21 protein-coding genes and 2 tRNA genes are annotated in these 25,551 nt (G+C 62.5%); 15 read left to right on the top strand and 8 right to left on the bottom strand.

The window, feature by feature from the left end:
• Positions 1 to 415: 415 nt before the first annotated feature.
• Complete coding sequence (locus tag P3T18_RS22015; protein WP_429302077.1) at positions 416 to 880, bottom strand: hypothetical protein; 465 nt, start codon at positions 878 to 880, stop codon at positions 416 to 418.
• 910 nt (positions 881 to 1,790) lie between these two features.
• Positions 1,791 to 2,636, bottom strand: a complete 846-nt coding sequence (locus tag P3T18_RS22010; protein ID WP_429302094.1) for a FadR/GntR family transcriptional regulator — start codon at positions 2,634 to 2,636, stop codon at positions 1,791 to 1,793.
• A 247-nt stretch (positions 2,637 to 2,883) separates the two neighbouring features.
• On the opposite strand from P3T18_RS22010, the gene P3T18_RS22005 reads away from it, so the two are divergent.
• From P3T18_RS22005 to P3T18_RS21970, 8 genes are all read left to right on the top strand, one after another.
• Positions 2,884 to 4,092 (top strand): ABC transporter substrate-binding protein, encoded by a 1,209-nt coding sequence (locus tag P3T18_RS22005; protein WP_429302076.1) that lies wholly within the window; start codon positions 2,884 to 2,886, stop codon positions 4,090 to 4,092.
• Between the two features lie 89 nt (positions 4,093 to 4,181).
• Positions 4,182 to 5,042 (top strand): branched-chain amino acid ABC transporter permease, encoded by an 861-nt coding sequence (locus tag P3T18_RS22000; RefSeq protein WP_106314729.1) that lies wholly within the window; start codon positions 4,182 to 4,184, stop codon positions 5,040 to 5,042.
• Positions 5,039 to 6,118 (top strand): branched-chain amino acid ABC transporter permease, encoded by a 1,080-nt coding sequence (locus P3T18_RS21995; RefSeq protein WP_429302075.1) that lies wholly within the window; start codon positions 5,039 to 5,041, stop codon positions 6,116 to 6,118. Before P3T18_RS22000 ends, P3T18_RS21995 begins: the two co-directional genes overlap by 4 nt.
• Positions 6,115 to 6,882, top strand: coding sequence for an ABC transporter ATP-binding protein (locus P3T18_RS21990; RefSeq protein ID WP_429302074.1), 768 nt, complete (start codon positions 6,115 to 6,117; stop codon positions 6,880 to 6,882). The genes P3T18_RS21995 and P3T18_RS21990 overlap by 4 nt, the downstream gene beginning before the upstream one ends.
• Positions 6,879 to 7,580 carry an ABC transporter ATP-binding protein gene (locus tag P3T18_RS21985; RefSeq protein ID WP_429302073.1) on the top strand — a complete coding sequence of 234 codons (702 nt, stop codon included), beginning with the start codon at positions 6,879 to 6,881 and terminating at the stop codon, positions 7,578 to 7,580. Before P3T18_RS21990 ends, P3T18_RS21985 begins: the two co-directional genes overlap by 4 nt.
• Before the next feature lie 33 nt (positions 7,581 to 7,613).
• Positions 7,614 to 8,906 carry a Zn-dependent hydrolase gene (locus P3T18_RS21980; protein ID WP_429302072.1) on the top strand — a complete coding sequence of 431 codons (1,293 nt, stop codon included), beginning with the start codon at positions 7,614 to 7,616 and terminating at the stop codon, positions 8,904 to 8,906.
• Positions 8,903 to 10,393: a M81 family metallopeptidase gene (locus tag P3T18_RS21975; protein WP_429302071.1), complete on the top strand. Its 1,491-nt coding sequence runs from the start codon at positions 8,903 to 8,905 to the stop codon at positions 10,391 to 10,393. Before P3T18_RS21980 ends, P3T18_RS21975 begins: the two co-directional genes overlap by 4 nt.
• A gap of 57 nt (positions 10,394 to 10,450) precedes the next feature.
• A tRNA-Val gene (locus P3T18_RS21970) sits at positions 10,451 to 10,527 on the top strand.
• A gap of 255 nt (positions 10,528 to 10,782) precedes the next feature.
• Here the strand turns inward: P3T18_RS21970 and P3T18_RS21965 are convergent.
• The 5 genes from P3T18_RS21965 to P3T18_RS21945 all read right to left on the bottom strand — a co-directional run bounded on the left by P3T18_RS21965 (position 10,783) and on the right by P3T18_RS21945 (position 14,650).
• A complete protein-coding gene (locus P3T18_RS21965; RefSeq protein ID WP_429302070.1) occupies positions 10,783 to 10,917 on the bottom strand; it encodes a hypothetical protein in 135 nt (44 codons plus the stop codon).
• Between the two features lie 3 nt (positions 10,918 to 10,920).
• Positions 10,921 to 11,985 carry a permease gene (locus tag P3T18_RS21960; protein WP_429302069.1) on the bottom strand — a complete coding sequence of 355 codons (1,065 nt, stop codon included), beginning with the start codon at positions 11,983 to 11,985 and terminating at the stop codon, positions 10,921 to 10,923.
• Between the two features lie 31 nt (positions 11,986 to 12,016).
• Complete coding sequence (gene mnmH, locus P3T18_RS21955) at positions 12,017 to 13,084, bottom strand: tRNA 2-selenouridine(34) synthase MnmH (RefSeq protein WP_429302068.1); 1,068 nt, start codon at positions 13,082 to 13,084, stop codon at positions 12,017 to 12,019.
• 117 nt (positions 13,085 to 13,201) lie between these two features.
• Positions 13,202 to 14,266: a selenide, water dikinase SelD gene (gene selD / locus P3T18_RS21950; protein WP_429302067.1), complete on the bottom strand. Its 1,065-nt coding sequence runs from the start codon at positions 14,264 to 14,266 to the stop codon at positions 13,202 to 13,204.
• Positions 14,267 to 14,401: 135 nt separating this feature from the next.
• Positions 14,402 to 14,650 carry a beta-xylosidase gene (locus P3T18_RS21945; protein WP_429302066.1) on the bottom strand — a complete coding sequence of 83 codons (249 nt, stop codon included), beginning with the start codon at positions 14,648 to 14,650 and terminating at the stop codon, positions 14,402 to 14,404.
• A 348-nt stretch (positions 14,651 to 14,998) separates the two neighbouring features.
• On the opposite strand from P3T18_RS21945, the gene fdnG reads away from it, so the two are divergent.
• From fdnG to P3T18_RS21910, 7 genes are all read left to right on the top strand, one after another.
• Positions 14,999 to 18,067, top strand: a complete 3,069-nt coding sequence (fdnG, locus tag P3T18_RS21940; RefSeq protein WP_429302065.1) for a formate dehydrogenase-N subunit alpha — start codon at positions 14,999 to 15,001, stop codon at positions 18,065 to 18,067.
• A 9-nt stretch (positions 18,068 to 18,076) separates the two neighbouring features.
• On the top strand, positions 18,077 to 19,009 hold the full coding sequence (gene fdxH, locus P3T18_RS21935) for a formate dehydrogenase subunit beta (protein ID WP_429302064.1): 933 nt from the start codon (positions 18,077 to 18,079) through the stop codon (positions 19,007 to 19,009).
• A complete protein-coding gene (locus P3T18_RS21930) occupies positions 18,996 to 19,679 on the top strand; it encodes a formate dehydrogenase subunit gamma (RefSeq protein ID WP_429302063.1) in 684 nt (227 codons plus the stop codon). The genes fdxH and P3T18_RS21930 overlap by 14 nt, the downstream gene beginning before the upstream one ends.
• 96 nt (positions 19,680 to 19,775) lie before the next feature.
• A complete protein-coding gene (fdhE, locus tag P3T18_RS21925; protein ID WP_429302062.1) occupies positions 19,776 to 20,783 on the top strand; it encodes a formate dehydrogenase accessory protein FdhE in 1,008 nt (335 codons plus the stop codon).
• A gap of 101 nt (positions 20,784 to 20,884) precedes the next feature.
• Complete coding sequence (selA, locus tag P3T18_RS21920) at positions 20,885 to 22,351, top strand: L-seryl-tRNA(Sec) selenium transferase (protein ID WP_429302061.1); 1,467 nt, start codon at positions 20,885 to 20,887, stop codon at positions 22,349 to 22,351.
• Complete coding sequence (gene selB, locus P3T18_RS21915) at positions 22,348 to 24,267, top strand: selenocysteine-specific translation elongation factor (protein ID WP_429302060.1); 1,920 nt, start codon at positions 22,348 to 22,350, stop codon at positions 24,265 to 24,267. Before selA ends, selB begins: the two co-directional genes overlap by 4 nt.
• Positions 24,268 to 24,308: 41 nt before the next feature.
• A tRNA-Sec gene (locus P3T18_RS21910) sits at positions 24,309 to 24,404 on the top strand.
• A 75-nt stretch (positions 24,405 to 24,479) separates the two neighbouring features.
• On the opposite strand, the gene P3T18_RS21905 is transcribed toward P3T18_RS21910, so the two are convergent.
• The gene (locus P3T18_RS21905; RefSeq protein WP_429302059.1) at positions 24,480 to 25,385 is read right to left on the bottom strand and encodes a LysR family transcriptional regulator; all 906 of its coding nucleotides are present in this window, start codon (positions 25,383 to 25,385) and stop codon (positions 24,480 to 24,482) included.
• Positions 25,386 to 25,551 lie beyond the last annotated feature (166 nt).

Here is a 25,551-nt window from a genome sequence, read left to right as displayed (position 1 = left end):
GGACCGTGAAACGACTCCACGCCGATGATAGTGCGGATTCCCGTGTGAAAGTAGGTAATCGTCAGGCTCCCTAGCAGCAGACAGAAACCCCGCCCAGAAAGGCGGGGTTTTTGCGTTTGGGGCAGCGGAAAAAACAGTTTAACGACGTGATCGACTTGGCAGCAGATTTCACCGTCCCACACCCATCCGCAGCTTATCCGCATATCCAGAATGCGTTATTCCGCAAGGCGCAACGAGCTCTCCCACCCAATCAGCTAAAGAAAGCGTCACGTATAGAACGCTTTGTGCCAATCATTAGACTTGCACGGATGCCCTCTAAGCACCATTCAGCTTCCTGCGAAGCGCAGGTTTTCAGTCCCCAAGCGACGAATCAAACCATCCGCCGACGCACATCGCCGCTTCATATCCCCAAAACTCAAGCCCGCTTCCTCACCTGAGCCTGATACGGCATACCCGCTGTAAAGCGGTCCAGTCGATCGCTGGCCTCGGTGATTGCCCATAGCGGCGCGCTGTGCAACTGCTCGTCATAGTTCGTCGCGATCTCGGCAAAAAGCGCAAAGCCGGCGCTATCCAGCTTCCATTCGCCGGTTTCCCTGCCGATATCGAAGACAGCCGACACAGATCGCTCTGCCGCCGCGAATTGCTCTGCAGTTGTCACTCCAAACCCTGACTCGGCCAGAAATCCGGTCAGCAGCAAAGTCTGGGTGAGCGCTTGGGCGTCGCCGATGCTTCCTGCGCCGCGCCGCAACGAATCGACGGAAAGGTGCACTCGCAGTGCCAGTTCATCGGCCGTCCGCCGGGCGATCGGCAGAAGCATAGCTTTGCTATGCCGAGCTCGTGCTGCGCCAGCGTTACGGGAAAAGGGGATAGCTTGTGCCATGACGGTCCATGTTTATGCCTGTGCAGATGCAATAACGGCCCGCATGGAAAAAGGTTGAGCGGAAATCGACGCTGGCCCCGTAAAACGCCCTTGTCTGCGCGCAGATCACAGGAAATTTAGCAGCGGCAATGCCTCGTGCGCATGCCGAGGCAGACAAATCATGCTTTGTAGATCAGGCTGAGAGAGCTCGGAAGGAAACGCATGTGAACGCAGATCGTAAAAGATAGGCGTCACACGGCACGCGTCCTATGCCATTCGTTTAATGCTAAGCGCATAAATCACATGCGCTCTGCTACGCAATCGACGCACTTCCAATCGCCATCCGCGCAGGACACTCCGTCGGGTCAAACGCGCGCGATCTTGCTGCCCTAACTCGCAAGTCAATCCGACTCGCCAATCAACACAGCCCGCAAGTCAGCCCGGGGTGTCCGTTTGCTCGTCGGGCGGGCCGCACAAGCGGCGACAAGGGCGGACGCGCAGGCTGAATTCAGCTACGGTTGATGATGAGCTAAAACTCGCAAATCAACGCCAACCCACAGCTCAAGGTCACCTCGTAACTCAACCCCAACCCGCAATTCAACCAGGCTACGTACAGCTACAACCATACAACTACTCAGCACGGACCCCAGGCCAATCCAACCAAACCTCTCGCCCCGCACCATTCGCCTACGGACCCGTGCAGACCGCTAACACACTCAAGTCAACAAACAAACTCACCGCATAACAACGCCCAGCGCTTCGACAACAATCAAACCGCGACTCCGCCACCCTCGCCAAAAAGATCGAAGAACCAATCAAATCCAGTCACGCCATCCACGCAAAAAACACCATAACGCCCACGCAAAAGCAAAGCATTAAGCAAAACTAAAGAAATACAATAACTTCAAATACCCCACACCCCAAAACCCCCTCACTCCTCTTCACTTTCATCCACCGGAGCCACGCTACGCGCTCTCACTCGTCGACGAATTTCCGAATCGAGAATCAGCCTGCCGCGTAGCTTTCCCTTCATCCGCTTTACGTACCGCGGCGCTTCGGTCATATGGACGATCATCAACTCGCGGACTTTTTCAACGTCACGTTCACGCGCCGCTTTCGTAATGGCTTTGTGGATTTTTACGTTGGCCTGACCGAAACGTTCGTGCTCGGCCTGAGGCGTGTCGTTACGGAATTCGATGAGTTGCCGGATCATTTCGTTGATCAGTTCGCAACTGAATCGCAAGAACGGATTGGGATTGGCGGCCGCGAGGATGTCGTGAAAATTCACGTCTTCCTGACGCTGACGAACGATGTCCTGTCCGCCATGCGACGACGCCGGTCGATCGCAACACGCAATACTCGCTTCCAGCGCGTCGAAATCCTGTTCGGTCAGGTGAGGAACGGCGCCCGCGGCAAGCTCGGGCTCCAGCAGTTTGCGCACCGTATAGATGTCGTCGATCGAAACATCCTTGAAGAACAGGTAGTTCTGCAATAGCTGCAACGTGCGGTCGAGGGGCACTTCGACCACCATGCCGCCGCCGCTCGGACCCGTCGTCACCTTGATGAGGCCTTGCACCTCGAGCGACTTCAGCGCTTCCCGAATCGTGCTCTTGCTTACGGAAAAGAGCTGCTGCAGTTCAACTTCGCGCGGCAGCCTGTCGCCGGGCTTCAGATTCTTCTCGGTAATCAGCCGCTTGATTTCCTCCGCGACGAGGTCACCGCGTTTCTGCTGCTTGATCTCGATCGCAGCGCCAGCCTTGGCTCGCTCGATGGCCATCTTCGATGCTCCCATTTTTGCCCTGCACAGTCTCGTGTCGGCTCGCCGGCCGGCCGCACCGGCATGCCATGCCGATCGCGGCAGCCAGGAATTTTGCCTTATTGACACCTGAATTTATTGTACATACGATCAGGTCCAACCTATTTATCATGATAAATAGAACAAAGCCGGTGTGGTAGAAAACTTCACGGCGGCCAGCAAGTTTTCGCAATCGTTCAGTGCGTGTCTCTTCTCAAGGAGCGTCATTTTGAATCGCCGAAATATGTTGAAGCTGGCCGCGTTGTCGGCCGTTCCGGGGACGTTGGGCTCGCTTGTCTCGCGTAGTGCGTTCGCGCAGGCCGGCGCTCTGCAGTTCGCGTGTCCGGTGCCGATGTCCGGTCCGTTCGCCGCAAATGGCAAGTACGCCGATCTCGGCATGAAGCTCGCCATCGAACAATACGGCAAGGTGCTTGGCCAGCCGCTCGCGTACACGGTGCTCGATACGGAAGGCAAGCCCGCAACGGCGGTGCGTCGCGTTCAGGAAATCGCTCAACAGAAGAACGCACGCTTCTTTGCTGGCGGCATTTTGTCTTCCGAAGCGTTGGCAATGGGCAAGGAAGTGCAGAAGGCCGGTGGTGTTTTCATCACCACGGCTGGCGCGGACGAAATCACCGGCAAAGACTGCAATGACGCGACGTTCCGCTGGTCCGTTCCGACCTACGGCGCGATCGAGCAAACGGTGCGTCCGCTGATCCAGATGATGCCGAAAGCCAAGCGCTGGTACACCATCACGCCGCAATACGTGTTCGGCGATGGTCTGCTCTCCGCGGCCAAGGCAATCTTCCAGGAGAAGGGCATCGAGCACGTGGGCAACAGCTACCACTCGCTCAATGAAAAGGAATTTAGCGGATATCTGACGAATGCAGTAGCGGCCAAGCCGGACGTACTCCTGATTCTGAACTTCGGCTCGCAGTCGTCCGATACGTTGCGCCAGGCCGTGAGCTTCGGCATGAAAAACAACTGCACGATCCTGATGGCCTGGGCTTCGGGTCTGGAGCAGTTCGAATCGCTGGGCGCCGATCTTTGTGAAGGCGTCTATTTCGGCGCACAGTATTGGCATGCCATCGACTCGCCGCTCAACCGCGATCTGGTTAAACGCAGCAACGCCGCGTTCAAGGCGAATCCGAACTACAGTCTTGCCGGTTCCTACATCTGCACGAAGATCCTGCTCGACGGCATCGTGAAAGCGGGCAATGTCGATCCGAAGAAAGTGATCGCCGCGCTCGAAGGCATGAAATACGACGGCCTGACGGGCGCGGAGGAAATCCGCAAGGGCGATCATCAGGTGTTGAAGAACTACTATCTGCTGAAAGGCAAGGCCAAGAGCAAAATGAAGAATGCCGACGACTACGCCGACATCGTCAGCTCCGGCCAGTCTTTCCTGCCGCTCGACAAAACCGGCTGCAAGATGGCCTGACGTAGCGAGTCATGTGCCGCGTAAAGGCGGCACGCGCAAACCGGTGCGTTCAAGCGGCGCGCTGAAGTTACATCATCTGAACGGACGCCATGAACGTTTATCTCCTGCAGATCGTCAACGGCATCGGAGTGGGGATGCTGTATTTCCTGCTCGCCGTCGGCTTGTCGATCGTGTTCGGCCTGCTGCGGTTCGTGAATTTCGCGCACGGCGCGTTCTACCTGCTCGGCGCGTACTTCTGCTATCAGGCCATGCAGTGGTCGATGAGCTTCTGGACCGCGCTCGTCGTCGTGCCCATCGTGGTCGGCGCGCTGGCGTGGGTGGTCGAGAAGCTGATTCTGCGGCACGTCTACGCACAACAGCACGAGTTCCATATTCTGGTGACGGTCGGCCTTGCGCTCGTCGTGCAGGAGTGCGCGATTCTGATCTGGGGACCGCTCGGCGATAACGTGGCGGTTCCCGACGTGCTCAACGGCGTGGTGATCTGGGGCAGTTTCGTTTATCCGAAATACCGGCTGTTCGTGATCGGCTTTACGGCGGTACTCGCTGCGCTTCTGTGGTGGGTGCTGGAAGGCACGCGCCTCGGCAGCGCGGTGCGCGCCGGCAGTGAATCGACGGAGATGGTGTCCCTGCTCGGCATCAACGTGCTGCGCGTATTCAGCCTCGTGTTCGCGCTGGGTGCGGCGACGGCCGCGCTGGCCGGCGTGCTGGCCGCGCCGATCCGCGGCGTCGATCCGTTCATGGGTATCGAAGCGCTCAGCGTCGCCTTCGTGGTGGTCGTGGTGGGCGGCATGGGCAACTTCCTCGGCGCGCTGGTGGGCGGCCTGCTGGTCGGTATCGTGCAAAGCGTGATGAGTACCTTGTGGCCCGAGGGCGCGCGTCTGATGATCTACGTCGCGATGGCCGCCGTGTTGCTGCTGCGGCCGAACGGCCTGCTCGGGAGAGCCGCATGATCGACACGTCTTCGAAATCCGCGCCGGAAAACACGGCGCCGGTTGCCACGCAGCGCGAGACGCGTGGTCAGAAGCACTCGTTGTATCGCTACCGCTTTCTGTTGCTGGCGTTGCTCGTGGTGTGTGTGCTTCCGCTGACGCTGCGCTCCGGATCGCTCGCCACCGAGGTCCTGGTGTTCGCGCTCGCCGCGCTCGGCTGCAACCTGTTGCTCGGCCATACCGGATTGCTGTCCTTCGGTCAGGGCATCTTCTTCGGCCTCGGCAGTTACTGCGCGGGCCTCGTGCTCACCAAAACGGCGCTGCCCGTGCCGGTCGCGTTGCTGGCGTCGATCGTTCTCGGCGCGGCGGCCGCGGCGCTCGTCGGCTGGTTTTCGATCCGTCAGCGTGGCACGTATTTCGTCATGCTGACGCTCGCATTCGGGCAACTGTTCTACTTCCTCGCCTACACCACGCCGGACCTCACCGGCGGCGACAACGGTCTGCTCGACATTCCGCGTCCGGCACTCGGGCTGTTCGGCAAGACACTCGTGCCGCTCGCGTCACCGTGGCAATACTACGGCTTCGTCGCCGTGCTGTTTCTGGTGGTGTTCTGGCTGCTCATGCGCGTATCGCATTCCGTATTCGGCCGCACCTTGCTCGCGATTCGCGACAACGAAGCGCGCGCGGCCGCCGTGGGCTACGACGTCAAACGCTTCAAGCTGATGGCGTTCGTGATCTCCGGCGGCGTCACGGGGCTGGCGGGCGCCTTGCATGCGCTGATGACCGGCATCGCGCCGCTGTCCAATATCGACTACCACACGAGCGAGATGATTCTCGTGATGACCGTGATCGGCGGCACCGGCAATCTGTTCGCCTCGGTGCTGGGCGCGGCGTTCTACGTGCTGTTCGCCGACTGGCTGTCCACGCTCTGGCCGCGCTGGTTGCTATTACTCGGCATCGTGCTGATCGCGGTGAGCCTGTTCATGCAGCGCGGACTCTGGGGACTCGGCGAGCGGATCTGGCGCGCGATGCGCCGCGACCCGGCCGCCGGCACCGATGACAACGCGAACAACGACGCCAGCAAGGAGCACGTATGAGCGACGCCATCCTGCAGGCGCGCGGCGTAACCAAGCGCTACGGCAAATTCACCGCGCTTTCCGGCGTCACGCTGAACATTGCGCGCGGCACGGTTCATTCGGTGATCGGGCCGAACGGCGCGGGTAAAACGACGCTGTTCCACGTGCTCACCGGTACGTTGCCGATCACCGAAGGGTCGATCGTTTTCGACGGACACGACGTCACTAAAGAGCCCGACCATAAGCGCGTCAAACGCGGCGTTGCGCGCTCGTTTCAGGTGACGAGTCTGTTCGCCAATCTGAGTGTGCGCGAAAACCTGCGGCTCGCCGCGCAAGGTGTCGATTCGGTGCGCGCGCTGAACACGTGGACACCGCCGCAAGGCGCGCTCGCGCACACGGAAACCGTCGATAGCGTGCTGGAGCGGCTGGCGTTGCAGCGCCTGAGCGAAGTGTCGGCGGGCGCGCTATCGCACGGGCAGCAGCGCAGGCTCGAAGTGGGCATGGCGCTCGCCGCGCGGCCCAAGGCGATCTTCCTCGACGAGCCGACCTCCGGCATGGGCATCGACGACCTCGACGACATGAAGCAGCTGATTCGCGGCCTGCGCGACGACTACACGGTGGTGCTGATCGAACACAACATGGGCATCGTGATGGACATTTCCGACACCATCACCGTGATGCAGCAAGGACGCGTGCTGGTGGAGGGCCGTCCCGACGAGATTCGCGGCGACGAACGCGTGCGTAGCGTCTATCTCGGCAACATGATCACCGGAGGCCGCGCATGATTCTCGACGTGCAACACATTCACGGCTTCTACGGCAAGAGCCATATTCTGCAAGGCGTCTCGCTGCAGATCAACGAAGGCGAAACCGTCACCCTGCTCGGGCGCAACGGCGCGGGCAAATCGACCACGCTGAAAGCCATCGCCGGCGTGGTGACGCCGAAGCAGGGCAGCGTGAGCTTCAACGGCGCGGCCATTCATGCGCTGCCGCCGCACAAGATCGCTTCGCGTGGCGTGTGTTTCGTGCCGGAGCATCGCGGCATTTTCCGCCTGCTGACCGTCGAAGAAAACCTGCGGCTCGGCGCCCGCAAAGATTCGCCCTGGCAACTCGACGACATCTACCGCATCTTTCCGCGGCTGAAAGAACGGCGCACCAACGGCGGTGCGCAACTTTCGGGCGGCGAACAGCAGATGCTCGCGATTGGCCGCGCGCTGATGAATCATCCGCGCCTGCTGATGCTCGACGAACCGGTCGAAGGTCTCGCGCCGGTGATCGTCGAAGAAATCGTCGCGCAACTCAAACTCATTCGCGAGGCCGGCGTCGCGATTCTGCTGGTCGAGCAGAACCTCGAAGTGTGTACGCAACTCGCGGATCGCCATTACATCATCGAGCAGGGCGTGATCGTGTACGAAGGCGGGAACGCCGCCTTCGCCGCCGATGACTCGATCAAGGACCGTTATCTCGGCGTCGGCGTGGTCTGACGCGCATGCTGTAACCAACACGAGGAAGCTTCGATGCAAGTTCGTGAATCAACCAGCGTTCAGACGCCCGCCAATCTGCGTGTCGACGGCGCGCGGCTCTGGAACAGTCTCATGCAACTCGCGCAGATCGGCGCGACGGAAAAGGGCGGCGTCTGCCGGCTCGCGCTCACCGAACTGGACCGCAAGGGGCGCGATCTCTTCGTGGCCTGGGCGAAGGAAATCGGCTGCACCGTACGTGTCGACGCGATCGGCAATATCTTCGCGCGGCGCGCCGGATTGCGCGACGACCTGCCGCCCGTGATGACCGGCAGCCATATCGACACGCAACCCACTGGCGGCAAATTCGACGGCAATTACGGCGTGCTCGCCGGACTCGAAGTGCTGCGCACGCTCGTCGACGCCGATATCCGCACGCTGGCGCCGCTGGAAGTCGCGGTATGGACCAACGAGGAGGGCTCGCGCTTCGTGCCCGTCATGATGGGTTCTGGCGTGTTTGCGGGCGCCTTTACCCTGGAGCATGCGCTCGATCAGCGCGATCGCGAGGGCATCTCGGTGCGCGACGCGTTGGGCGCGATCGGCTACGCCGGTGAAAACGCTGCACCGCACGCGGTCGGCGCGTATTTCGAGGCGCATATCGAACAGGGTCCGGTGCTCGAAGCCAACGACACAACCATCGGCATCGTGCAGGGCGCGCTGGGCCAGCGCTGGTACGACGTGACCGTGCAGGGCATGGAAGCGCACGCCGGGCCCACGCCGATGGAATTGCGCCGCGACGCGCTGCTCGTCGCGGCCGATCTGATTCACGCGGTCAATCGCATCGCGCTCGACCACGCGCCGCACGGTCGCGGCACGGTCGGCTGGGTGGACGTGCATCCGAATTCGCGCAACGTGATTCCGGGCCGCGTCACACTCACCGTCGATCTGCGGGCCGCCGACGACACCGCGCTCAGCGCGATGGACGCAGCGCTTCGTTCGGCGTGCAGCGCGGCGGGAACGAAGGCCGGTATCACGGTGGACGTCGAACCGGTGGTGTACTTTCCGCCGCAGCCGTTCGCCGCGAATCTCGTCGCGGCGGTCAAGGCGGGCGCGGACACGCTCGGGCTTTCGTCGATGGACGTGATCAGCGGCGCGGGCCACGACGCTGTGTATCTGGCGCGCGTCGCGCCGGCGGCGATGATTTTCGTGCCCTGCAAGGACGGCATCAGTCACAACGAAATCGAAGACGCACGCGCGGATCATCTCGAAGCCGGCTGCAACGTGCTGTTGCAGGCCATGCTCGATGCAGCGCAGGTGGTCGATAAAACGGCGGAGGCAGCAGGCGCATGAAAATCCTCATTGCCCGCATGAATCACGAGACCAATACGTTCTCGCCCGTCGCCACGCCGCTCGCGGCCTTCGGCCGTAACGGGCCGAGTTATGGCGCCGAGGCATATCGCGAGAACAAAGGCATGCAGACGGCGATGGCCGCCTTCATCGACGCAGCCGAACGCGAGCAGGCGGAGATCGTCACGCCCATTTCCGCGTCGGCGAATCCGAGCGGACCGGTGGACGCCGCGGCCTACGACGCGATCTGCAAGGCGATCGTGGAGGCTGCCGCAGGCTGCGAAGCGGTGATGCTCGATCTGCACGGCGCGATGGTCGCGGAGAATTCGAACGACGGCGAAGGCGATCTGCTCGAACGCGTGCGGGCCGCGCTGCCCGAGGCGCCGATTGCCGTCGCGCTCGATCTGCACGGCAACGTGACGCAGAAAATGATCGACAACGCGGACGTCATCGTCAGTTTCAAGACCTATCCACACGTGGACATGTATGAGACCGGCGAACACGCCGCGCGTCTGATGTTCGACCTGGTTCACGGCAAGGCGAAACCCGTGATCGCGTGGCGTCAGCCGCCGCTGCTCACGCACACGTTGCGCAGCGCCACCGCGGAAGGCGCGATGAAGCGCGCCGTGGACGCCGCACGCAAAGCCGAGGCCGACGGCATGCTCGCGGTGTCGGTGCTGTCGGGTTTTTCGCTCGCCGATATCGCCGCGCCTTGCATCAGCGTGATCGTGGTGGGCAATGGCGATCGCGCGCAGGCCGACGCGGTGGCCGAGCGCATCGCGCGGCAGATCTGGGACGAGCGCGAAGACTTCGTGTACCGCAGTGCGCCGCTGGCGGAATCGGTGGCGCAGGCTGCCGCTTTCGCGCGGGAGGCGGACAAGCCCGTGCTGCTGCTCGACCACGGCGACAACTGCATGTCGGGCGGTACGTGCGACACCATGGACCTGCTCGAAGAAGCGTTGAAGCAGAACCTGGAAGACATCGTCAGTGGACCGCTGTGCGATCCGCAGGCCGTTGCCGCGCTGATGGCGGCCGGCGTGGGCAGCACCGTCACGATCACCATCGGCAACAAGATTGCGAGCGAGGCCGTGACGCCGCAGCCGCCGCTCGCCGTCACGGGTGTCGTGCGTGCGCTCACGGACGGCGAATACGTAATCAGCGGACCCACTTACACCGGCCAGCGCGCTTTCATGGGACGCGCGGCCGTGCTCGACACCGGCACGGTCAAGCTCGTCATGACCGAGCGCACGCATGAGCCGTGGGATCTCGGCGTGTTCGAGAGCGTCGGCATCGATCCGCGTCGCGCGCGTTTTCTGTTGCTCAAATCGCGCATGTATTGCCGTCCGGTTTTCGTGCCGATTTCCGCCGCGCTGGTGGAGTGCGACAGCCGTGGCGTGACGAGTTCCGACTATGGCCTGTTCGCTTTCGAGCACATTGCGCGTCCGGTGTATCCGCTCGATCCGCAGGCCGAATGGAAAGCGTCGATATAACTCGCGCTCGGGGCTTGTGCTGCTGGAAAGGAGTCTCTATAATTCGCGCCTCTGTATAGGCTCGTAGCTCAGTTGGTTAGAGCACCACCTTGACATGGTGGGGGTCGTTGGTTCGAATCCAATCGAGCCTACCAACGCACAATTGACGTAGACGAAGGCGGTTCCGCTTTCGTCTACGGTCATGTTTCCGCATAGCAGTGCTTCACGCTGTTCTCTACGCGGTCTTCGGTTTCATTCTGTCGTTTATCCCACGTCACACCGGTTTCTAGTGCGCAGGCACGGCGTAGTCGCGTCCATTGAACGCAACTGCGGATGAGCGGATGAGCGCGGGCGTGCGCAAGCTGGCGGGAACTCAAACCGACTCGCGCCAACCCGTACGAGCTTCTACGTCAAGGACGCATCAGATCGAAACCCGCGAGCACGACCACGCCGCTCAGCGCGATCATGGCAAGCGAATGTTGTCCGAAGTAGAGCAGGCCGGCGGCGGACCAGCTGGCCACGGAAAATGCAGCGATACGTTTCATGCTTTAAAAACCCAGTGCTATTGCCAACAATCCGCTCACCACGCCGCATACCGCGACGGCCAGCGCCACCACGGTCAGCACGCGTTTCGGAAACGAGCGGCCCAACATCGCCATCGACGGCACGCTGACCAGCGGCAGCGTCATCAGCAAGGCGCCGGCCGGTCCGGCGGCCATCCCGAAGGAAAGCATGGCCTGAATGATCGGCACTTCGCCGGCCGTAGGAATCACGAACAACGTGCCCGCCACGGCGAACGCGACGATCCACAGGATGCTGTTGTCGATGTTCGGACCGATGTGCGGAAAGAGCCACGTGCGTGCCGCGCCGAGAATCAGCACCAGCACGATGTATTCGGGCACGAGGCGCAGCGTCATGGCGCCGAGAATCCTGAGCCAGCGTGTGAAGGCCGTGCCGGCCGTGGCGCTCGTGTCGGCGGCGACGAGTTGCGCCATGGTGTTGCGCGAGGCTTCGGCTTCTGCTGGCGTGATCATGCGGTTTACGAGGTAGCCGAGACCGAACACCATCACGATGCCGAGCGCGAGCCGCAAGCCCATCCATTGCCAGCCCAGCACGAAGCCCATGAAGATCAGCGTGGCCGGATTCAACGCGGTGTTGCCGAGCCAGAACGCGATCGCCGCGCCCGGCGATGCCTGGCGCGCACGCAAGCCCGCGACGACCGGCGCGGCGCAGCAGGTGCACATCATGCCGGGCAACGACATCAGACCGCCTTTCACCACGCTGCTGAAGTCGCTGCGGCCGAGCGCGCGCGCGACCCATTGCGGCGGAATCAGGGCCTGCACGGCGGAGCCGAGCAGAAGGCCGAGCACCATCGCCTGCCAGATTGCCTTGCCATACGCGATGGCGTAGTCGACCGCAGCCTGCCATGACGCCGCGGGCGCGCTCGCCGACGTGCCCATCAGAATCGACTTGCCGATCGAATGCTGGCTCGCCGCGACGAAGGCACGGTTGTAGTACGGAAACCACTTCACGTAGAAGAGGCCGACCACTGCGATCAGCAGAAAGACGATCCAGCCGAACGCGACGCGAGGTTGCCGGAGGGTTGATTGCATGGTGGTCTTGACCTTCTTCGTTTTTCGGAATTCAGATTACAGTGCCCGCGCGCTCGTCGAGTTCGGCAAGCAGCGTTTGCGCTTGCTCGACGACGTCGGCGTCGTTGGGGCGGAAATGCATGGGCGTTGCATGCGGCAATTCGACGAAGTGCTGGCGGCTGCTGCGCGCATAGGCCGGATCGTAGTGCCGCTCGATCAGTTCGCGCGCCAGTTCGGCGCGGCTGTTTTGATCGACCAGTTGTTGCCAGCCCGTGACGCGTTCGCGGCTGTGCAGACCGATCATTCGCTGTAACTGTGCTTTGAGCGACGCCGGGTCGTCGAACAGATGCGCGTAGTCGTGCAGCAGAAACGTTGCGCGGCCTGCCGGGCTCGACAGCACCTCGACGCAGGCGCCGCGATGAAATGTTTCCAGCAGCGAGAGCGGCAGCGCCACCGAGCCGATGCGCCGGCTCTCGGCTTCCACGAATACCGGCCGTTGCGGATCGAAGTCGCGCAGCGCGCTGACGAGCAAGGTGTCGAAACGTTTCTGCGACGGCTGCGCGATGCCTGCCCATGCGCCGAGCAGCGAACCGCGATGCAGGGCGAGCGCTTCCAGATCCAGCGTCTGCGCGCCCGCTTCGCGCAAGGCCGACAGCAGACGCGTCTTGCCGCTGCCGGTTGGGCCGACCAGTGCGATATAGCGGAACGCGCGCGGCAGGGTTTCGAGCGTATCGAGCGTGGCGCGCCGGTAGGCCTTGTAGCCGCCGTCGAGCTGACGTGCCGGCCAGCCGATCATGTTGAACAGCGTGGTGACCGAGCCGGAACGTTTGCCGCCGCGCCAGCAGTAGATCAGCGGACGCCAGTTGCGCGGACGGTCGGCGAACGTCACTTCCAGATGGTGCGCGATATTGCGCGCGACCAGCGCCGCCCCGATGCGCGTGCCTTCGAACGGCGACACCTGTTTGTACGTCGTGCCGACCAGCACCCGCTCTTCGTTGCTCAGCACCGGCGCGTTGAGCGCGCCCGGAATGTGGTCTTCGGCAAATTCGGCCGGCGTGCGGACATCGATGATTTCATCGAAATCACGTGCGTGGTCGAGAGTGACGAGTAGATTTTTCAAGGGCTTGCAGACGCTGTGGCACGGCGGGGAACTCGAAATTATCGCATGCGACGGGTTTTCCGTCCTGGCAGACCTAAGTTTGCCGATCCTTTGCCGATCCCCTTCGTGCACGAGCGATCAGACTACCTCGACGCGCGCATTTCCACTGACCATTTCGCCGATCACGCACGCTTCGCCGAAGCCGTCCGCGCGGAACAGCGCGAGCACCTCGTCGGCGGCTTCCGGAGCGCACGACACCAGCAGGCCGCCGGAGGTCTGCGGGTCGGTGAGGAGGGTGCGCGCGGTGGCCGGCAACGACGCCGCCAGGCCGATGTCCTTGCCGTAGGCGTCCCAGTTGCGGCCGGACGCGCCGGTGAAAATGCCCGCTTCAGCAAAACCAAGCACTTCCGGCAGCCACGGCAATTCGCTGTAGCGCACGCGCGCCGTGAGATTCGCGCCGCGCGCCAGTTCCAGCGTGTGGCCCAGCAGGCCGAAGCCGGTGATGTCGGTCAGGGCGTGCACGCCGTCCAGCGCCGAAAGCGCCGCGCCCGGACGGTTGAGCTGGGTCGTCGCGCGGATCATCGCCGCGTAGCCGTTTGAATCGAGCCGATCCTTTTTCAGCGCGGCCGACAGCACGCCCACGCCCAGCGGCTTGCCGAGGATCAGCACGTCGCCGGGTCGCGCGCCCGCATTGCGTTTGACGCGCCGCGGATCGACCACGCCGATCGCGACCAGGCCGTAGATCGGCTCCACGGAGTCGATCGAATGACCGCCCGCGAGCGGAATGCCCGCTTCGGCGCACACCGACTCGCCGCCCTTGAGCACGGCCGCGATGACGTCGTGCGGTAATACGTTGATCGGCATGCCGACAATTGCCAGCGCCATCAGCGGCTTGCCGCCCATCGCGTAGACGTCCGACAGCGCGTTGGTGGCGGCGATGCGGCCGAAGTCGAACGGGTCGTCGACGATCGGCATGAAGAAGTCGGTCGTCGCCACGATCGCCTGCTCGTCGTTCAGACGATAGACGGCGGCGTCGTCGGCGGTGTCGTTGCCTACCAGCAGGTCGGGGAAGAACGGCAACGGCGCGCTGCGTTTGAGCAGGTCGGCAAGCAGGCCGGGCGCGATCTTGCAGCCGCAACCGCCGCCGTGCGAAAGGCTGGTGAGTCGCGGCGACGTCGTGGAGGGCGTGGAAATGTCGGTCATGAGCGCAAATTCAGAGGCTTCGAATGACCGCATTATGCGGGTTGTTCGGCTCGCGCGCCGGGTGCCGGGCTCGCTTTTGGGTCAGCGCGGATGACCCAAGCCGGTACCAACTCCGCTATCAACCCTGCCGGCAGTTCATTTGTTGCTGCCCGCGCCCGTGCCGTAAAGCCCGTTTTCGAAGCCGCCCGCGCCTTCGGTCTTATGACCTTTGCCGGCGGTCTTGCCGCGTGCGTTCGCCGTGCCGCCATCTTTGGTTTGCGGTTTGAACGATTCGTGCAGCACGGGCGCCGAGCCTTCCTGCGCGGCGCCAGCCGACGACGTGCGCTTGTCCTGCTGCGACGAACCATTCCCTTGCGGGATTTGCGCTTCGCTGTCGGGGCTCACACCGCAAAGCGCGGCCGCGGTCACCGCGAGCGCGGCGAACCGGCTGTAGGCGGGACCTAAGGGACGGCTTGCTGCATCGTAACAATTTGCAGTTCGAACGATAGCGAATTCAGATTGAGTCATAGGATTGAAACGCGTCCGAGGTAAGGGGTGAGTGGGTTCGATCGAGCGTTTGACATGTTTGCCATCTATCGGACAGGTGAGCAGAAAGAGTGCCCGCTAGCCAATCAAAACCGGCAATGCAATTTCATATTTGGCGTGTCAAATTAGGTGCAGGTTTGCGCTGCATGACTTCATAGTGGCCTCTATAATCATGACTAGTACCCCATAAAGAGCCGAGGCCAAAACATGCCCCACATGTCCCGGCGACAATTCCTGAAGGTTTCCGCCACCACGCTTGCCGGATCGAGTCTCGCCCTCATGGGCTTCTCCCCGACACCCGCGTTAGCGGAAGTTCGTCAGTACAAACTGTCGCGTACCACTGAAACCCGCAACACCTGTCCGTACTGTTCGGTCGGTTGCGGCATCCTGATGTACGGCCTTGGCGACAACGCCAAAAACGCAAAAGCCAGCATCATCCACATCGAAGGCGATCCCGACCATCCGGTCAATCGCGGCACGCTATGCCCGAAGGGCGCGAGCCTGATCGACTTCATCCATAGTCCGAGCCGCCTGAAGTATCCCGAGTACCGCGCGGCCGGGTCTAACGAGTGGACGCGCATTTCGTGGGAAGACGCGCTCGACCGCATCGCGAAGCTGATGAAGGAAGACCGCGACGCGAACTTCGTCGAGACCACGCCGGACGGCAAGAAGGTCAACCGATGGCTGACCACCGGCATGCTCGCAGCATCGGCCGGTAGCAACGAAGTAGGGTATCTGACGCACAAGACCGCACGCAGTCTTGGCATGCTCGCATTCGACAATCAGGCACGTGTTTGACATGGTCCGACGGTGGCAGGTCTTGCCCCGACGTTTGGCCGTGGAGCGATGACGAACCATTGGGTCGACATCAGAAACGCGGATGTGATTCTCGTGATGGGCGGCAATGCGGCCGAGGCGCACCCGTGCGGTTTCAAGTGGGTCACCGAAGCCAAGGCGCATCGCAAGGCAAGGCTGATCGTGGTCGACCCGCGCTTTACGCGCACGGCCTCGGTGGCAGACTATTACGCGCAGATTCGTACCGGCTCGGACATCGTGTTCCTTGGCGGCGTGATCAACTATCTGCTCACCAACGACAAGATCCAGCACGAGTACGTCCGCAATTACACGGACATGCCGTTTATCGTGCGCGAAGATTTTTCGTTCACCGATGGCCTGTATTCCGGCTACGACGCCGATAAACGCAGCTACGACAAAAGCACGTGGGACTACGAGCGCGGCGACGACGGCTACGCGAAAATCGATCCGACCTTGCAACATCCGCGCTGCGTCTACCAGCTGATGAAGCAGCACTACTCGCGCTATACGCCCGAGCAGGTCGAGAAAGTATGTGGCACGCCGAAGGAAAAATTCCTCAAGGTCTGCGAGATGCTGGCATCGACGGCCGTGCCCGGACGCGCCGGCACGATCCTGTATGCGCTCGGCTGGACGCACCACTCCATCGGCGCGCAGATCATCCGCACCGGCGCGATGGTGCAATTGCTGTTGGGCAACATCGGCATCGCGGGCGGCGGTATGAACGCGCTGCGCGGGCACTCGAACATTCAGGGCTTGACCGACCTCGGCCTGATGTCGAATCTGCTGCCGGGCTACATGACCTTGCCGATGGAAGCCGAGCAGGATTTCGACGGGTACATCAAGAAGCGCGCGAGCCAGCCGTTGCGGCCCAACCAGTTGAGCTACTGGCGCAACTATCGGGCGTTCCATGTCAGCTTCATGAAGTCGTGGTGGGGCGATAACGCAACGGCCGAGAACAATTTCGGCTTCGACTATCTGCCCAAGCTCGACAAGTCCTACGACATGCTGCAGGTCTTCGAGCTGATGGCTCAAGGCAAGATGAACGGCTACCTCGCGCAGGGTTTCAATCCGCTCGCCGCGGCGCCCAACAAGGCGAAGATCGGCGCGGGTCTGGCCAAGCTCAAGTGGCTCGTCGTCATGGACCCGCTCGCCACCGAAACCTCCGAGTTCTGGAAAAACTTCGGCGAGTTCAACGACGTCGATCCGTCGAAGATTCAAACGGAAGTCTTCCGTCTGCCCACCACCTGCTTCGCGGAAGAACGCGGTTCGCTCGTCAGTTCGAGCCGCGTGCTGCAATGGCACTGGCAAGGCGCGGACGGTCCGGGCGAAGCGCGCAGCGACCTGGAAATCATGTCGGGCTTGTGGCTGCGCATGCGCAAGGCCTATAAGGAAAACGGCGGCAAATATCCCGATCCGATTCTGAACATGAGCTGGCCGTACGCCAACCCGGAAAGCCCCACGCCGGAAGAACTCGCCATGGAGTTCAACGGCAAGGCGCTCGCCGACGTCACTGACCCGACCGACAAAACCAAAGTGCTGGCGAAGAAAGGCGAGCAGCTGGCGAGTTTCGCGCAACTCCGCGACGACGGCAGCACGGCAAGCGGCTGCTGGATTTTCTGCGGGTCGTGGACCCAGGCGGGCAACCAGATGGGCCGCCGCGACAACTCCGACCCGACCGGCATCGGCAACACGCTGAACTGGGCGTGGGCATGGCCGGCCAACCGTCGCATTCTGTACAACCGCGCGTCGTGCGACGTGTCCGGCAAACCGTTCGATCCCACGCGCAAGCTGATCGCATGGAACGGCAAGACATGGAGCGGGCCGGATGTTCCCGACTTCAAGATCGACGAGCCGCCTGAAAACGGCATGAATCCGTTCATCATGAATGCGGAGGGCGTAGCGCGCTTCTTCTCGCGCGACGGTCTGGTGGAAGGGCCCTTCCCCGAGCATTACGAACCGTTCGAAACGCCGCTCGGTTACAACCCCATGCACCCGGACAACAAGGCGGTGGTCAGCAGTCCGGCCGCGCGCGTGTTCCCGGACGACCGCGCCGCGTTCGGCACGCACGAAAATTTCCCGCACACGGCAACCACGTATCGTCTGACCGAGCATTTCCACTACTGGACCAAGCACGCGCGTCTGAACGCGATCGTGCAGCCGCAACAGTTCGTGGAGATCGGCGAAGACCTCGCGAAGGAAGTCGGCGTGGTAGCGGGCGACCGGGTGAAGGTGTCGTCCAATCGCGGGCACATCGTCGCGGTGGCGCTCGTCACCAAGCGCATCAAGCCGCTGATGATCGAAGGCAAGAAAGTGCAAACGGTCGGTTTGCCGCTGCATTGGGGTTTCAAGGGGCTCGCCAAGCCGGGCTATCTCGTCAATACGCTAACGCCCTCCGTGGGCGACGGGAATTCGCAGACACCGGAATTCAAGTCGTTCCTCGTCAAGGTCGAAAAGGCATAAGGAAAAGAGATGGCACTGCAATCACTGGATATCAAACGCCTCTCGGCCACGACCTTGCCTGAACCGCAAGTGCGCGAGCCGGTCACCGGCACGGTCGCGAAGCTGATCGACGTGTCGAAATGCATCGGCTGCAAGGCGTGTCAGACGGCCTGCATGGAGTGGAACGACCTGCGCGACGAGATCGGCACGACCACGGGCATTTACGACAATCCCCGCGATCTGTCCGAACATTCGTGGACCGTCATGCGTTTCTCGGAGTACGAGAACACGGAAGGCGATCTCGAATGGCTGATCCGCAAAGACGGCTGCATGCATTGCGAAGATCCCGGCTGCCTGAAGGCCTGTCCGTCGCCGGGCGCGATCGTGCAGTACACCAACGGCATCGTCGATTTTCACGAGGAAAAATGCATCGGCTGCGGCTACTGCGTGACGGGTTGCCCGTTCAACGTGCCGCGCATTTCGAAGCAGGACAACCGCGCGTACAAGTGCACGCTGTGCTCGGATCGCGTGGCCGTCGGTCAGGAGCCGGCCTGCGTGAAAACCTGTCCCACCGGCGCCATCATGTTCGGCACCAAGGAGGACATGAAGCAGCAGGCGGCGGATCGCGTCGAAGATCTGAAGGAGCGCGGCTATCAGAACGCCGGTCTGTACGATCCTGCGGGTGTGGGCGGCACACACGTGATGTACGTGCTGCATCACGCCGACAAGGCCAACCTGTACCACGGCCTGCCGCAGAATCCGAAGATCAGCGCGATGGTGGCGATCTGGAAGGGGCTCGCCAAACCGCTGGCGCTGGCGGGCATCGCGTTCGCGGCCATTGCAGGCTTCTTCCATTACACGCGTGTCGGTCCGAATGAGGTGACGGAGGCGGAAGAAGCCGAGGCACAGCACGAAGCCGAAGAAGCACGCCGTTCGCGGGAGGCATCCGATGAAACACACTGACGATCGTTTCGACGGGCACGCTCATGAGCACGGCGTGCTCAGGGACGTGAAGGGCAATGGCCTGATCCAGCGCTACACGCCCAACGAGCGCACCAACCACTGGATCACGGCGATCACCTTCGTGCTGCTGGCGCTGTCCGGCCTGGCCATGTTTCATCCGGCCATGTCGTGGCTTTATGCCATTTTCGGCGGTGGTCAGTGGACGCGGATACTGCATCCGTTCGTCGGCTGCGTCATGTTCATTTCGTTCCTGATTCTTGCGCTGCGTTTCTGGCATCACAACTATCTGGACCGCGCCGACATCCAGTGGATGAAGCAGATTGGCGACGTGCTCAACAACCGCGAAGAGCGACTCCCGGCCATAGGTAAATACAACGCCGGCCAAAAGCTGCTATTTTTCACCATGGTGATCTGCCTGCTGCTGTTGCTGGCAAGCGGCATCGTGATCTGGCGGCGCTACTTTTCGTTTTACTTTCCGATCGAGATCATCCGGCTGGCGGCGGTCGTTCATGCGGCTGCGGCGTTCGTGCTGATCGTCGGCATCGTCGTGCATATCTATGCGGCGTTGTGGATCAAGGGTTCGATCGGGGCGATGACGCGCGGCACCGTCACCTACGGCTGGGCCAGAAAGCATCATCCGAACTGGTTCAAGGAAATTATCGGCAAGTAGCATGGCAGGCGGCGTGAATTGCCGCATCTTGCACCGGGCCGCCGCAGCCGTTTCAGGCACACTGCGGCGGCCCTTCAGTTTTTAGAGGTGGCTACTTTGGCTCAACGTATTCTCGAAGCCGGCGACATCGAAGCGCTCGACCAGACAGCGATTCCCCGTATCCGCACGCCCGAGCGCCTGGCGGTTTTTTCGGCGCGCGCCGCGCGTCTGCGCCAGCTTGCGGCGCTCAGCAATCCGATTGCCGGCTATCTCCGGCTGATGGCCGTGCTCGCCGACGCGCAGCAGGCCATGATGATGGGCGGATTCAAGGCGCAGCCGCCGAGCGCCGAACTGATCGCCAGTGCGCAACGCCACTCCATGCCGCTGATTCCCGCGCTCTCCGGCGCGCGCGACCCGGCATGGCACGCCGTTCTGCTGCAATTGCTCGACAAGGTGCAAGCCGCCGGGCCGCTTACACCGCCGCTCGAAGCGCTGTTCGCCCGTCTGCGTGACATGGACGCCGCCACGCTCGACGCCCAGGCCGACGCCATCTTCGCGCAGCGTTTCGCGGAGGTCGATCCGGCCACCGCGCCGTTCATCAACGCCGCGCTTCAGGTGGTGTGGACCGACCTCGCGGCCGACATCGACAAACGCGAAGTGCCGTACATTGAAACGCTCGGGCTGTGCCCCGTGTGCGGCTCGCATCCTGTCGCGAGCATGGTGCGCGTGGGCGGCCAGTACGACAACTACCGCTACCTTCAATGCGGGCTGTGCGCGACCGAATGGCATATGGTGCGCTCGAAATGCTCGAATTGCGATTCGACCAAGGGCATCGCCTATCACGCGCTCGGCTCGCCCGACGCCGACGCCGCCACGCGCGAAGCCGAGTCTAAAAAGGCACCCCTCAAGGCGGAATCCTGCGACGAATGCCATACTTATCGCAAGATCGGCATCCAGTCGAAAGACTACGATTTCGAACCGTTCGCGGACGATCTCGCCAGCCTCACCCTCGACCTGCTGATGGGCGCGGAGGGTTACCGGCGCGCGTCGCCGCATCCGTGGTTGTGGCCCGAGCAAGCTGATCAGGCCGAAGCGGACCCGGACGCATCCGGCCACACCGGCTAACGGTGGCCAGAAGCGTCGGCCAAAAGCGTCACCCAAAAGCGTCACCCAAAAGCGTCACCCAAAAGCGGCAACCCAGTGCGATTAACACAGGAAATCGTCTAGTGAGCGATGTAACCGGCGCCGAATTGCGGGCCCTCATGGCGCGTGTGCCTTCGGTCGAGAAAGTGATGGCGTCCACGGAGTTCGCGACGCTGATCGGCGAATTCGGCCGTACGCAGGTGCTGGCAGCGCTGCGCCGCGCGCTCGACGACTGGCGCGGTCACGCGCAGGCAGGCGCGGCCTCCGTCAGCGCGCTCGACACGGCGCAGCTTCACGCAAACGTGGACGCGGCATTGCGGCAGCGCAACCAGGCGCGCTTGCGCAGCGTCTTCAATCTCACCGGCACCGTGCTTCACACCAATCTGGGCCGCGCGCTGCTGCCCGACGAAGCGGTTCGAGCCGTGATGCAGGCGCTCACGCAACCGGCCAACCTCGAATTCGATCTCGACACCGGCAAACGCGGCGACCGCGACGATCTGATCGACGAACTCATCTGCGAATTGACGGGCGCCGAAGCTGCCACCGTGGTCAACAACAACGCGGCTGCGGTGCTGCTCACCTTGTCGGCGCTGGCGTCGAAAAAAGAGGTGATCGTCTCGCGCGGCGAACTGGTGGAAATCGGCGGCGCGTTTCGCATTCCCGACATCATGAGCCGCGCCGGCGCGAAGCTGCGCGAAGTCGGCACCACCAATCGCACGCATCTGAAAGACTACGACGAAGCGATCGGCCCGAACACGGCGTTGCTGATGAAAGTCCACGCGAGCAACTACGCCATCAACGGCTTCACGAAAGAAGTCGGCGTGGGCGAAATCGCACCGCTCGCGCATGTGCGCGGCCTGGCGGTCGCCGTGGATCTCGGCAGCGGTACATTGGTCGATCTCACGCAATGGGGCCTGCCGCGCGAAACCACCGTGCGCGAAACCATCGAAGCCGGCGCCGACCTGGTCACGTTCAGCGGCGACAAACTGCTGGGCGGCCCGCAGGCGGGCCTGATCGTCGGGCGGCGCGATCTGATCGCGAAGATCAAGAAGCATCCGCTCAAACGCGCGCTGCGGGTCGGCAAGCTGACGCTGGCCGCGCTCGAGCCCGTGCTGCAGATGTACCGCGCGCCGGAGCGGCTCGCCGAGCGTCTCACCACCTTGCGTCTGCTGACGCGCCCCATGGCCGACATGCAGGCGGCCGCCGAACGCGTGCTGCCGGTCCTGCAGAGCGCCATCGGCGCGCGTTACGAGGTCAGCGCCGAACCCATGTTCAGCCAGATCGGCAGCGGCGCATTACCGGTCGACACCTTGCCGAGCTACGGGCTCGTCGTCAGAACCGCCGACGGCAAACGCGGCGGCCGTCAATTGCTCGCGCTCGAAAAGCGGCTGCGCGAACTGGCGCGTCCGGTGATCGGCCGTATCGCCGACGACGCGCTACGTCTCGATCTGCGCTGCCTCGAAGCGGCCGACGAAGCGCAACTGATCCAGCAACTCACTGCCGAAGCGGCTGCGCATCCGGATGACGGCTCGAAGGGCGCGCGCGCATGATCGTCGGCACGGCGGGTCATATCGACCACGGTAAAACGAGCCTGGTGAAGGCGCTCTCAGGCGTCGACACCGATCGTCTCAAGGAAGAAAAAGCGCGCGGCATTTCGATCGAGCTGGGTTACGCCTATGTGCCGCTCGATAACGGCGACGTGCTCGGGCTAATCGACGTGCCGGGCCACGAAAAACTCGTGCACACCATGACCGCCGGCGCGAGCGGCATCGACTTCGCGCTGCTCGTGATCGCCGCCGACGACGGCGTCATGCCGCAAACGCGCGAACATCTGGCGATCATCGAACTGCTCGGCATCACGCGCGGCGCGATCGCGCTGACCAAGACCGATCGCGTGGACGCGCAGCGTCTGCACGACGTGCATGCCGAAATCGCGGCCTTCCTCGGCGGCAGTGTGCTGCACGATGCGCCCGTGTTCGACACCTGCTCGATACACGCGGACGATCCTGGCGTCGCCGCCTTGAAGGCACATCTGCACGCGGCGGCGCAGGCGTGGCACATGCGGCGCGACGACGGCCTCTTTCGCCTCGCCGTAGACCGCGTTTTCACGCTGGCGGGTCAGGGCACCATCGTCACCGGCACGGTGGTGGCGGGGCGGGTGAACGTCGGCGACACGATGTTGCTGGCGCCGAAAAACGTGCCGGTGCGGGTGCGTAGCATTCACGCGCAGAATCGCGCGGCGCAGAGCGGACGCGCGGGCGAGCGCTGCGCATTGAACCTCGCGGGCATCGAAAAGAGCGCGATCGAGCGCGGCGACTGGATTGTCGACCCGCGCCTCTCGCAGGCATCCGAACGCATCGACGTCATGCTGACGCTGTTGCCGGGCGCAAACGCCGCCGTGGAACATTGGACGCCCTTGCATGTGCATCTCGGCACGCAGCATCAGGTCGCGCATGCCGCGCTGCTCGACGGCGACACGCTCGGCGCCGGCCAGCAAGCTCGCGTGCAACTCGTGTTCGAACGGCCGATGTGCGCGGCGCCGGGCGATCGTTTCGTGGTCCGCAATGCGCAGGCGAACCGCACGATCGGCGGCGGTCATGTGCTCGATCCGTTCGCGCCGTCGCGCAAGCGTCGCTCGCTTGAACGGCTGGCCTGGCTGGACGCGATTCAGGTCATGCTCGACACCGGCTCGTTCGACGCCATGCTGGCTCGCGCGCCGAACGGTTTGTCGCGCCTGCTTCTGGAACGGCTGACGGGCCTGCGCGCCGAAGCGCTCGACTTGCCGCCGGACACGCACGTGGTAGAACTCGCCGGTCAGGGCCACGAGGCTTTGCTGATCGCCGATGCCTCGTGGCGCGCGTTGTCCGCGAAACTCGTCGCCACGCTGCGGCAATTTCATGAACGCTCGCCGGACGAAATCGGTCCCGACGTGTCGCGTTTGCGGCGCATGACTGCGCCGCTGGCGGACGAATCGTTGTGGCGCGCCCTGGTCGACGATGCGGCGGCGCGTGGCGAACTGGTCAGACACGGATCGTGGCTGCATCTCCCCGACCACGCCGTCACGCTCGACGACACCGAGCGCGCTCTCGCCGAGGTGTTATTGCCTGAGTTGAAAGCGGGGCGGTTCGATCCGCCGTGGGTGCGCGATCTGGCCACGAAACACGCACTGGCCGAAGACCGCGTGCGGCAACTGCTGCGCAAACTCTCGCGGCAGGGCGAACTGTTTCAGGTAGTGCGCGATCTTTTCTACCATCGCGAATCGATACGCGAACTGGCGACGATTGCCGGCGACGAAGCGCAGAACAGCGGCGGCACCGTCGCCGCCGCGCCGTTTCGCGACAGAACCGGGCTCGGGCGCAAACGCGCTATCCAGGTCTTAGAGTTTTTCGACCGGGTTGGTTATACTCGCTTTCACCGTGACGTACACCTCGTGCGCGCGGATAGTCGCTGGATTGAAGGGCTTTGAGCGTTTCGCAACGTCCCGATTCAGGTAGTGCAATCACCGTAGGAAGGCATTCGTATCCGGTGGTGCGGCTGGGCTTCAAACCCAGTTGAGGGCGTCAGACGTTCTCAGGTCGGTTCGACTCCGGCTGCCTTCCGCCACGAGCGTTTCGTGGTGTTTTCAATGCACCACCACCACAACAACAAGCGCGGCGCATATGTCGCCGCCGCGACCCATCACGCCGAACCGTCCGCGCTATACGTCCTGATATGGTCGACCAGCATACGCGCCGGCACCGGCAACAACTCGAAATTGCGCGACACGATAACCAGCGGACGGAACGACCACGCGTCGTTGAGTTCGATGACGCGAAACGACTCCGATAGTACGTAGGGTTTCACGCTGTCGTGGGGAAGCACGCCAATGCCGAGACCCGCGCTCACCATGTTGCGTATCACTTCGAAGCTGGTGACTTCGACCCGCACGCGAAGTCGTTTGCCGGCCTGCTCGGCCGCTGTGCGACATAGCTTCGAGATCGAACTCCCGTAGGGCATCGTGACGATGTCGTCGTCGAGAAAGTCGGCGAAATCGGCTTTCTGTTTTTGCGCTAACGGATGATCCACCGGCACGACGACGACCAGTTTGTCCGTGCTGTAATGCTGGCATTGCAAATCGCCGATCGACTCTTCGTCCGCCGAGCAGATGCCCAGATCGGCGACGCCGCTCGCAACCGCTCGCACGACTTCATCGCTCGACTTCTCGAATAACTCTATTTGTACCTTCGGATTGGCGCGCAAAAAACTTCCCAGCACATTGGGCAAGTACTGAACCATTGCGGTGAGATTCACATAAATGCGCGCGTGGCCGATCAGTCCCGCGGAATAGTCGGACATCTCATCCGAAATCTGCTGGAGGTATTGCCCCAGTCGTTTTGCGTGGTGATAGAGCGCTTCGCCCGCGGCAGTGGGTTGGACGCCACGACTATGCCGGTAAAGAAGCGACGTACCCGTGCCGTCTTCCAGATCCGAAATGCGCTTGCTGACAGCCGATGCAACGAGGTGTGTGCGAGCCGCAGCCGCGGCAATGCTGCCCTCTTCAATCACGGCGACGAAAATCCTGAGAGATTCGATATCCAGTTTCACCGGTTTTTTCCTGAAGGGTCGCGATGTGACGCATTTCGGCTCGATCGACTAGGTTTATATCCATCACGTTCGACGATGTCTACCTTGAAGAATAGGAACTTCTCGCTGAGTTTGGCAAATGCCATGATGAGCACCTGCAAACACTTCATCCATTCAACTGTGTGCA

It is taken from the genome of Paraburkholderia sp. GAS199 (assembly GCF_050436585.1).
Classification (GTDB): Bacteria; Pseudomonadota; Gammaproteobacteria; order Burkholderiales; family Burkholderiaceae; genus Paraburkholderia.
The sequence above is the reverse complement of the archived record's forward strand: the minus strand, read 5'-3'. Positions and strand labels throughout refer to the sequence as shown.

Excerpts from the sequence above, each read along its gene's own strand:
- P3T18_RS21985 (WP_429302073.1), top strand. The coding sequence starts at position 6,879 with ATGATTCTCGACGTGCAACACATTCACGGCTTCTACGGCAAGAGCCAT.
- P3T18_RS21990 (WP_429302074.1), top strand. The coding sequence starts at position 6,115 with ATGAGCGACGCCATCCTGCAGGCGCGCGGCGTAACCAAGCGCTACGGC.
- P3T18_RS21930 (WP_429302063.1), top strand. The coding sequence starts at position 18,996 with ATGAAACACACTGACGATCGTTTCGACGGGCACGCTCATGAGCACGGC.
- P3T18_RS21960 (WP_429302069.1), bottom strand. The coding sequence starts at position 11,985 with ATGCAATCAACCCTCCGGCAACCTCGCGTCGCGTTCGGCTGGATCGTC.
- P3T18_RS21965 (WP_429302070.1), bottom strand. The coding sequence starts at position 10,917 with ATGAAACGTATCGCTGCATTTTCCGTGGCCAGCTGGTCCGCCGCCGGC.
- P3T18_RS22000 (WP_106314729.1), top strand. The coding sequence starts at position 4,182 with ATGAACGTTTATCTCCTGCAGATCGTCAACGGCATCGGAGTGGGGATG.
- P3T18_RS21975 (WP_429302071.1), top strand. The coding sequence starts at position 8,903 with ATGAAAATCCTCATTGCCCGCATGAATCACGAGACCAATACGTTCTCG.
- P3T18_RS21995 (WP_429302075.1), top strand. The coding sequence starts at position 5,039 with ATGATCGACACGTCTTCGAAATCCGCGCCGGAAAACACGGCGCCGGTT.
- P3T18_RS22010 (WP_429302094.1), bottom strand. The coding sequence starts at position 2,636 with ATGGCCATCGAGCGAGCCAAGGCTGGCGCTGCGATCGAGATCAAGCAG.
- fdxH (WP_429302064.1), top strand. The coding sequence starts at position 18,077 with ATGGCACTGCAATCACTGGATATCAAACGCCTCTCGGCCACGACCTTG.
- selB (WP_429302060.1), top strand. The coding sequence starts at position 22,348 with ATGATCGTCGGCACGGCGGGTCATATCGACCACGGTAAAACGAGCCTG.
- P3T18_RS21980 (WP_429302072.1), top strand. The coding sequence starts at position 7,614 with ATGCAAGTTCGTGAATCAACCAGCGTTCAGACGCCCGCCAATCTGCGT.
- selD (WP_429302067.1), bottom strand. The coding sequence starts at position 14,266 with ATGACCGACATTTCCACGCCCTCCACGACGTCGCCGCGACTCACCAGC.
- P3T18_RS22015 (WP_429302077.1), bottom strand. The coding sequence starts at position 880 with ATGGCACAAGCTATCCCCTTTTCCCGTAACGCTGGCGCAGCACGAGCT.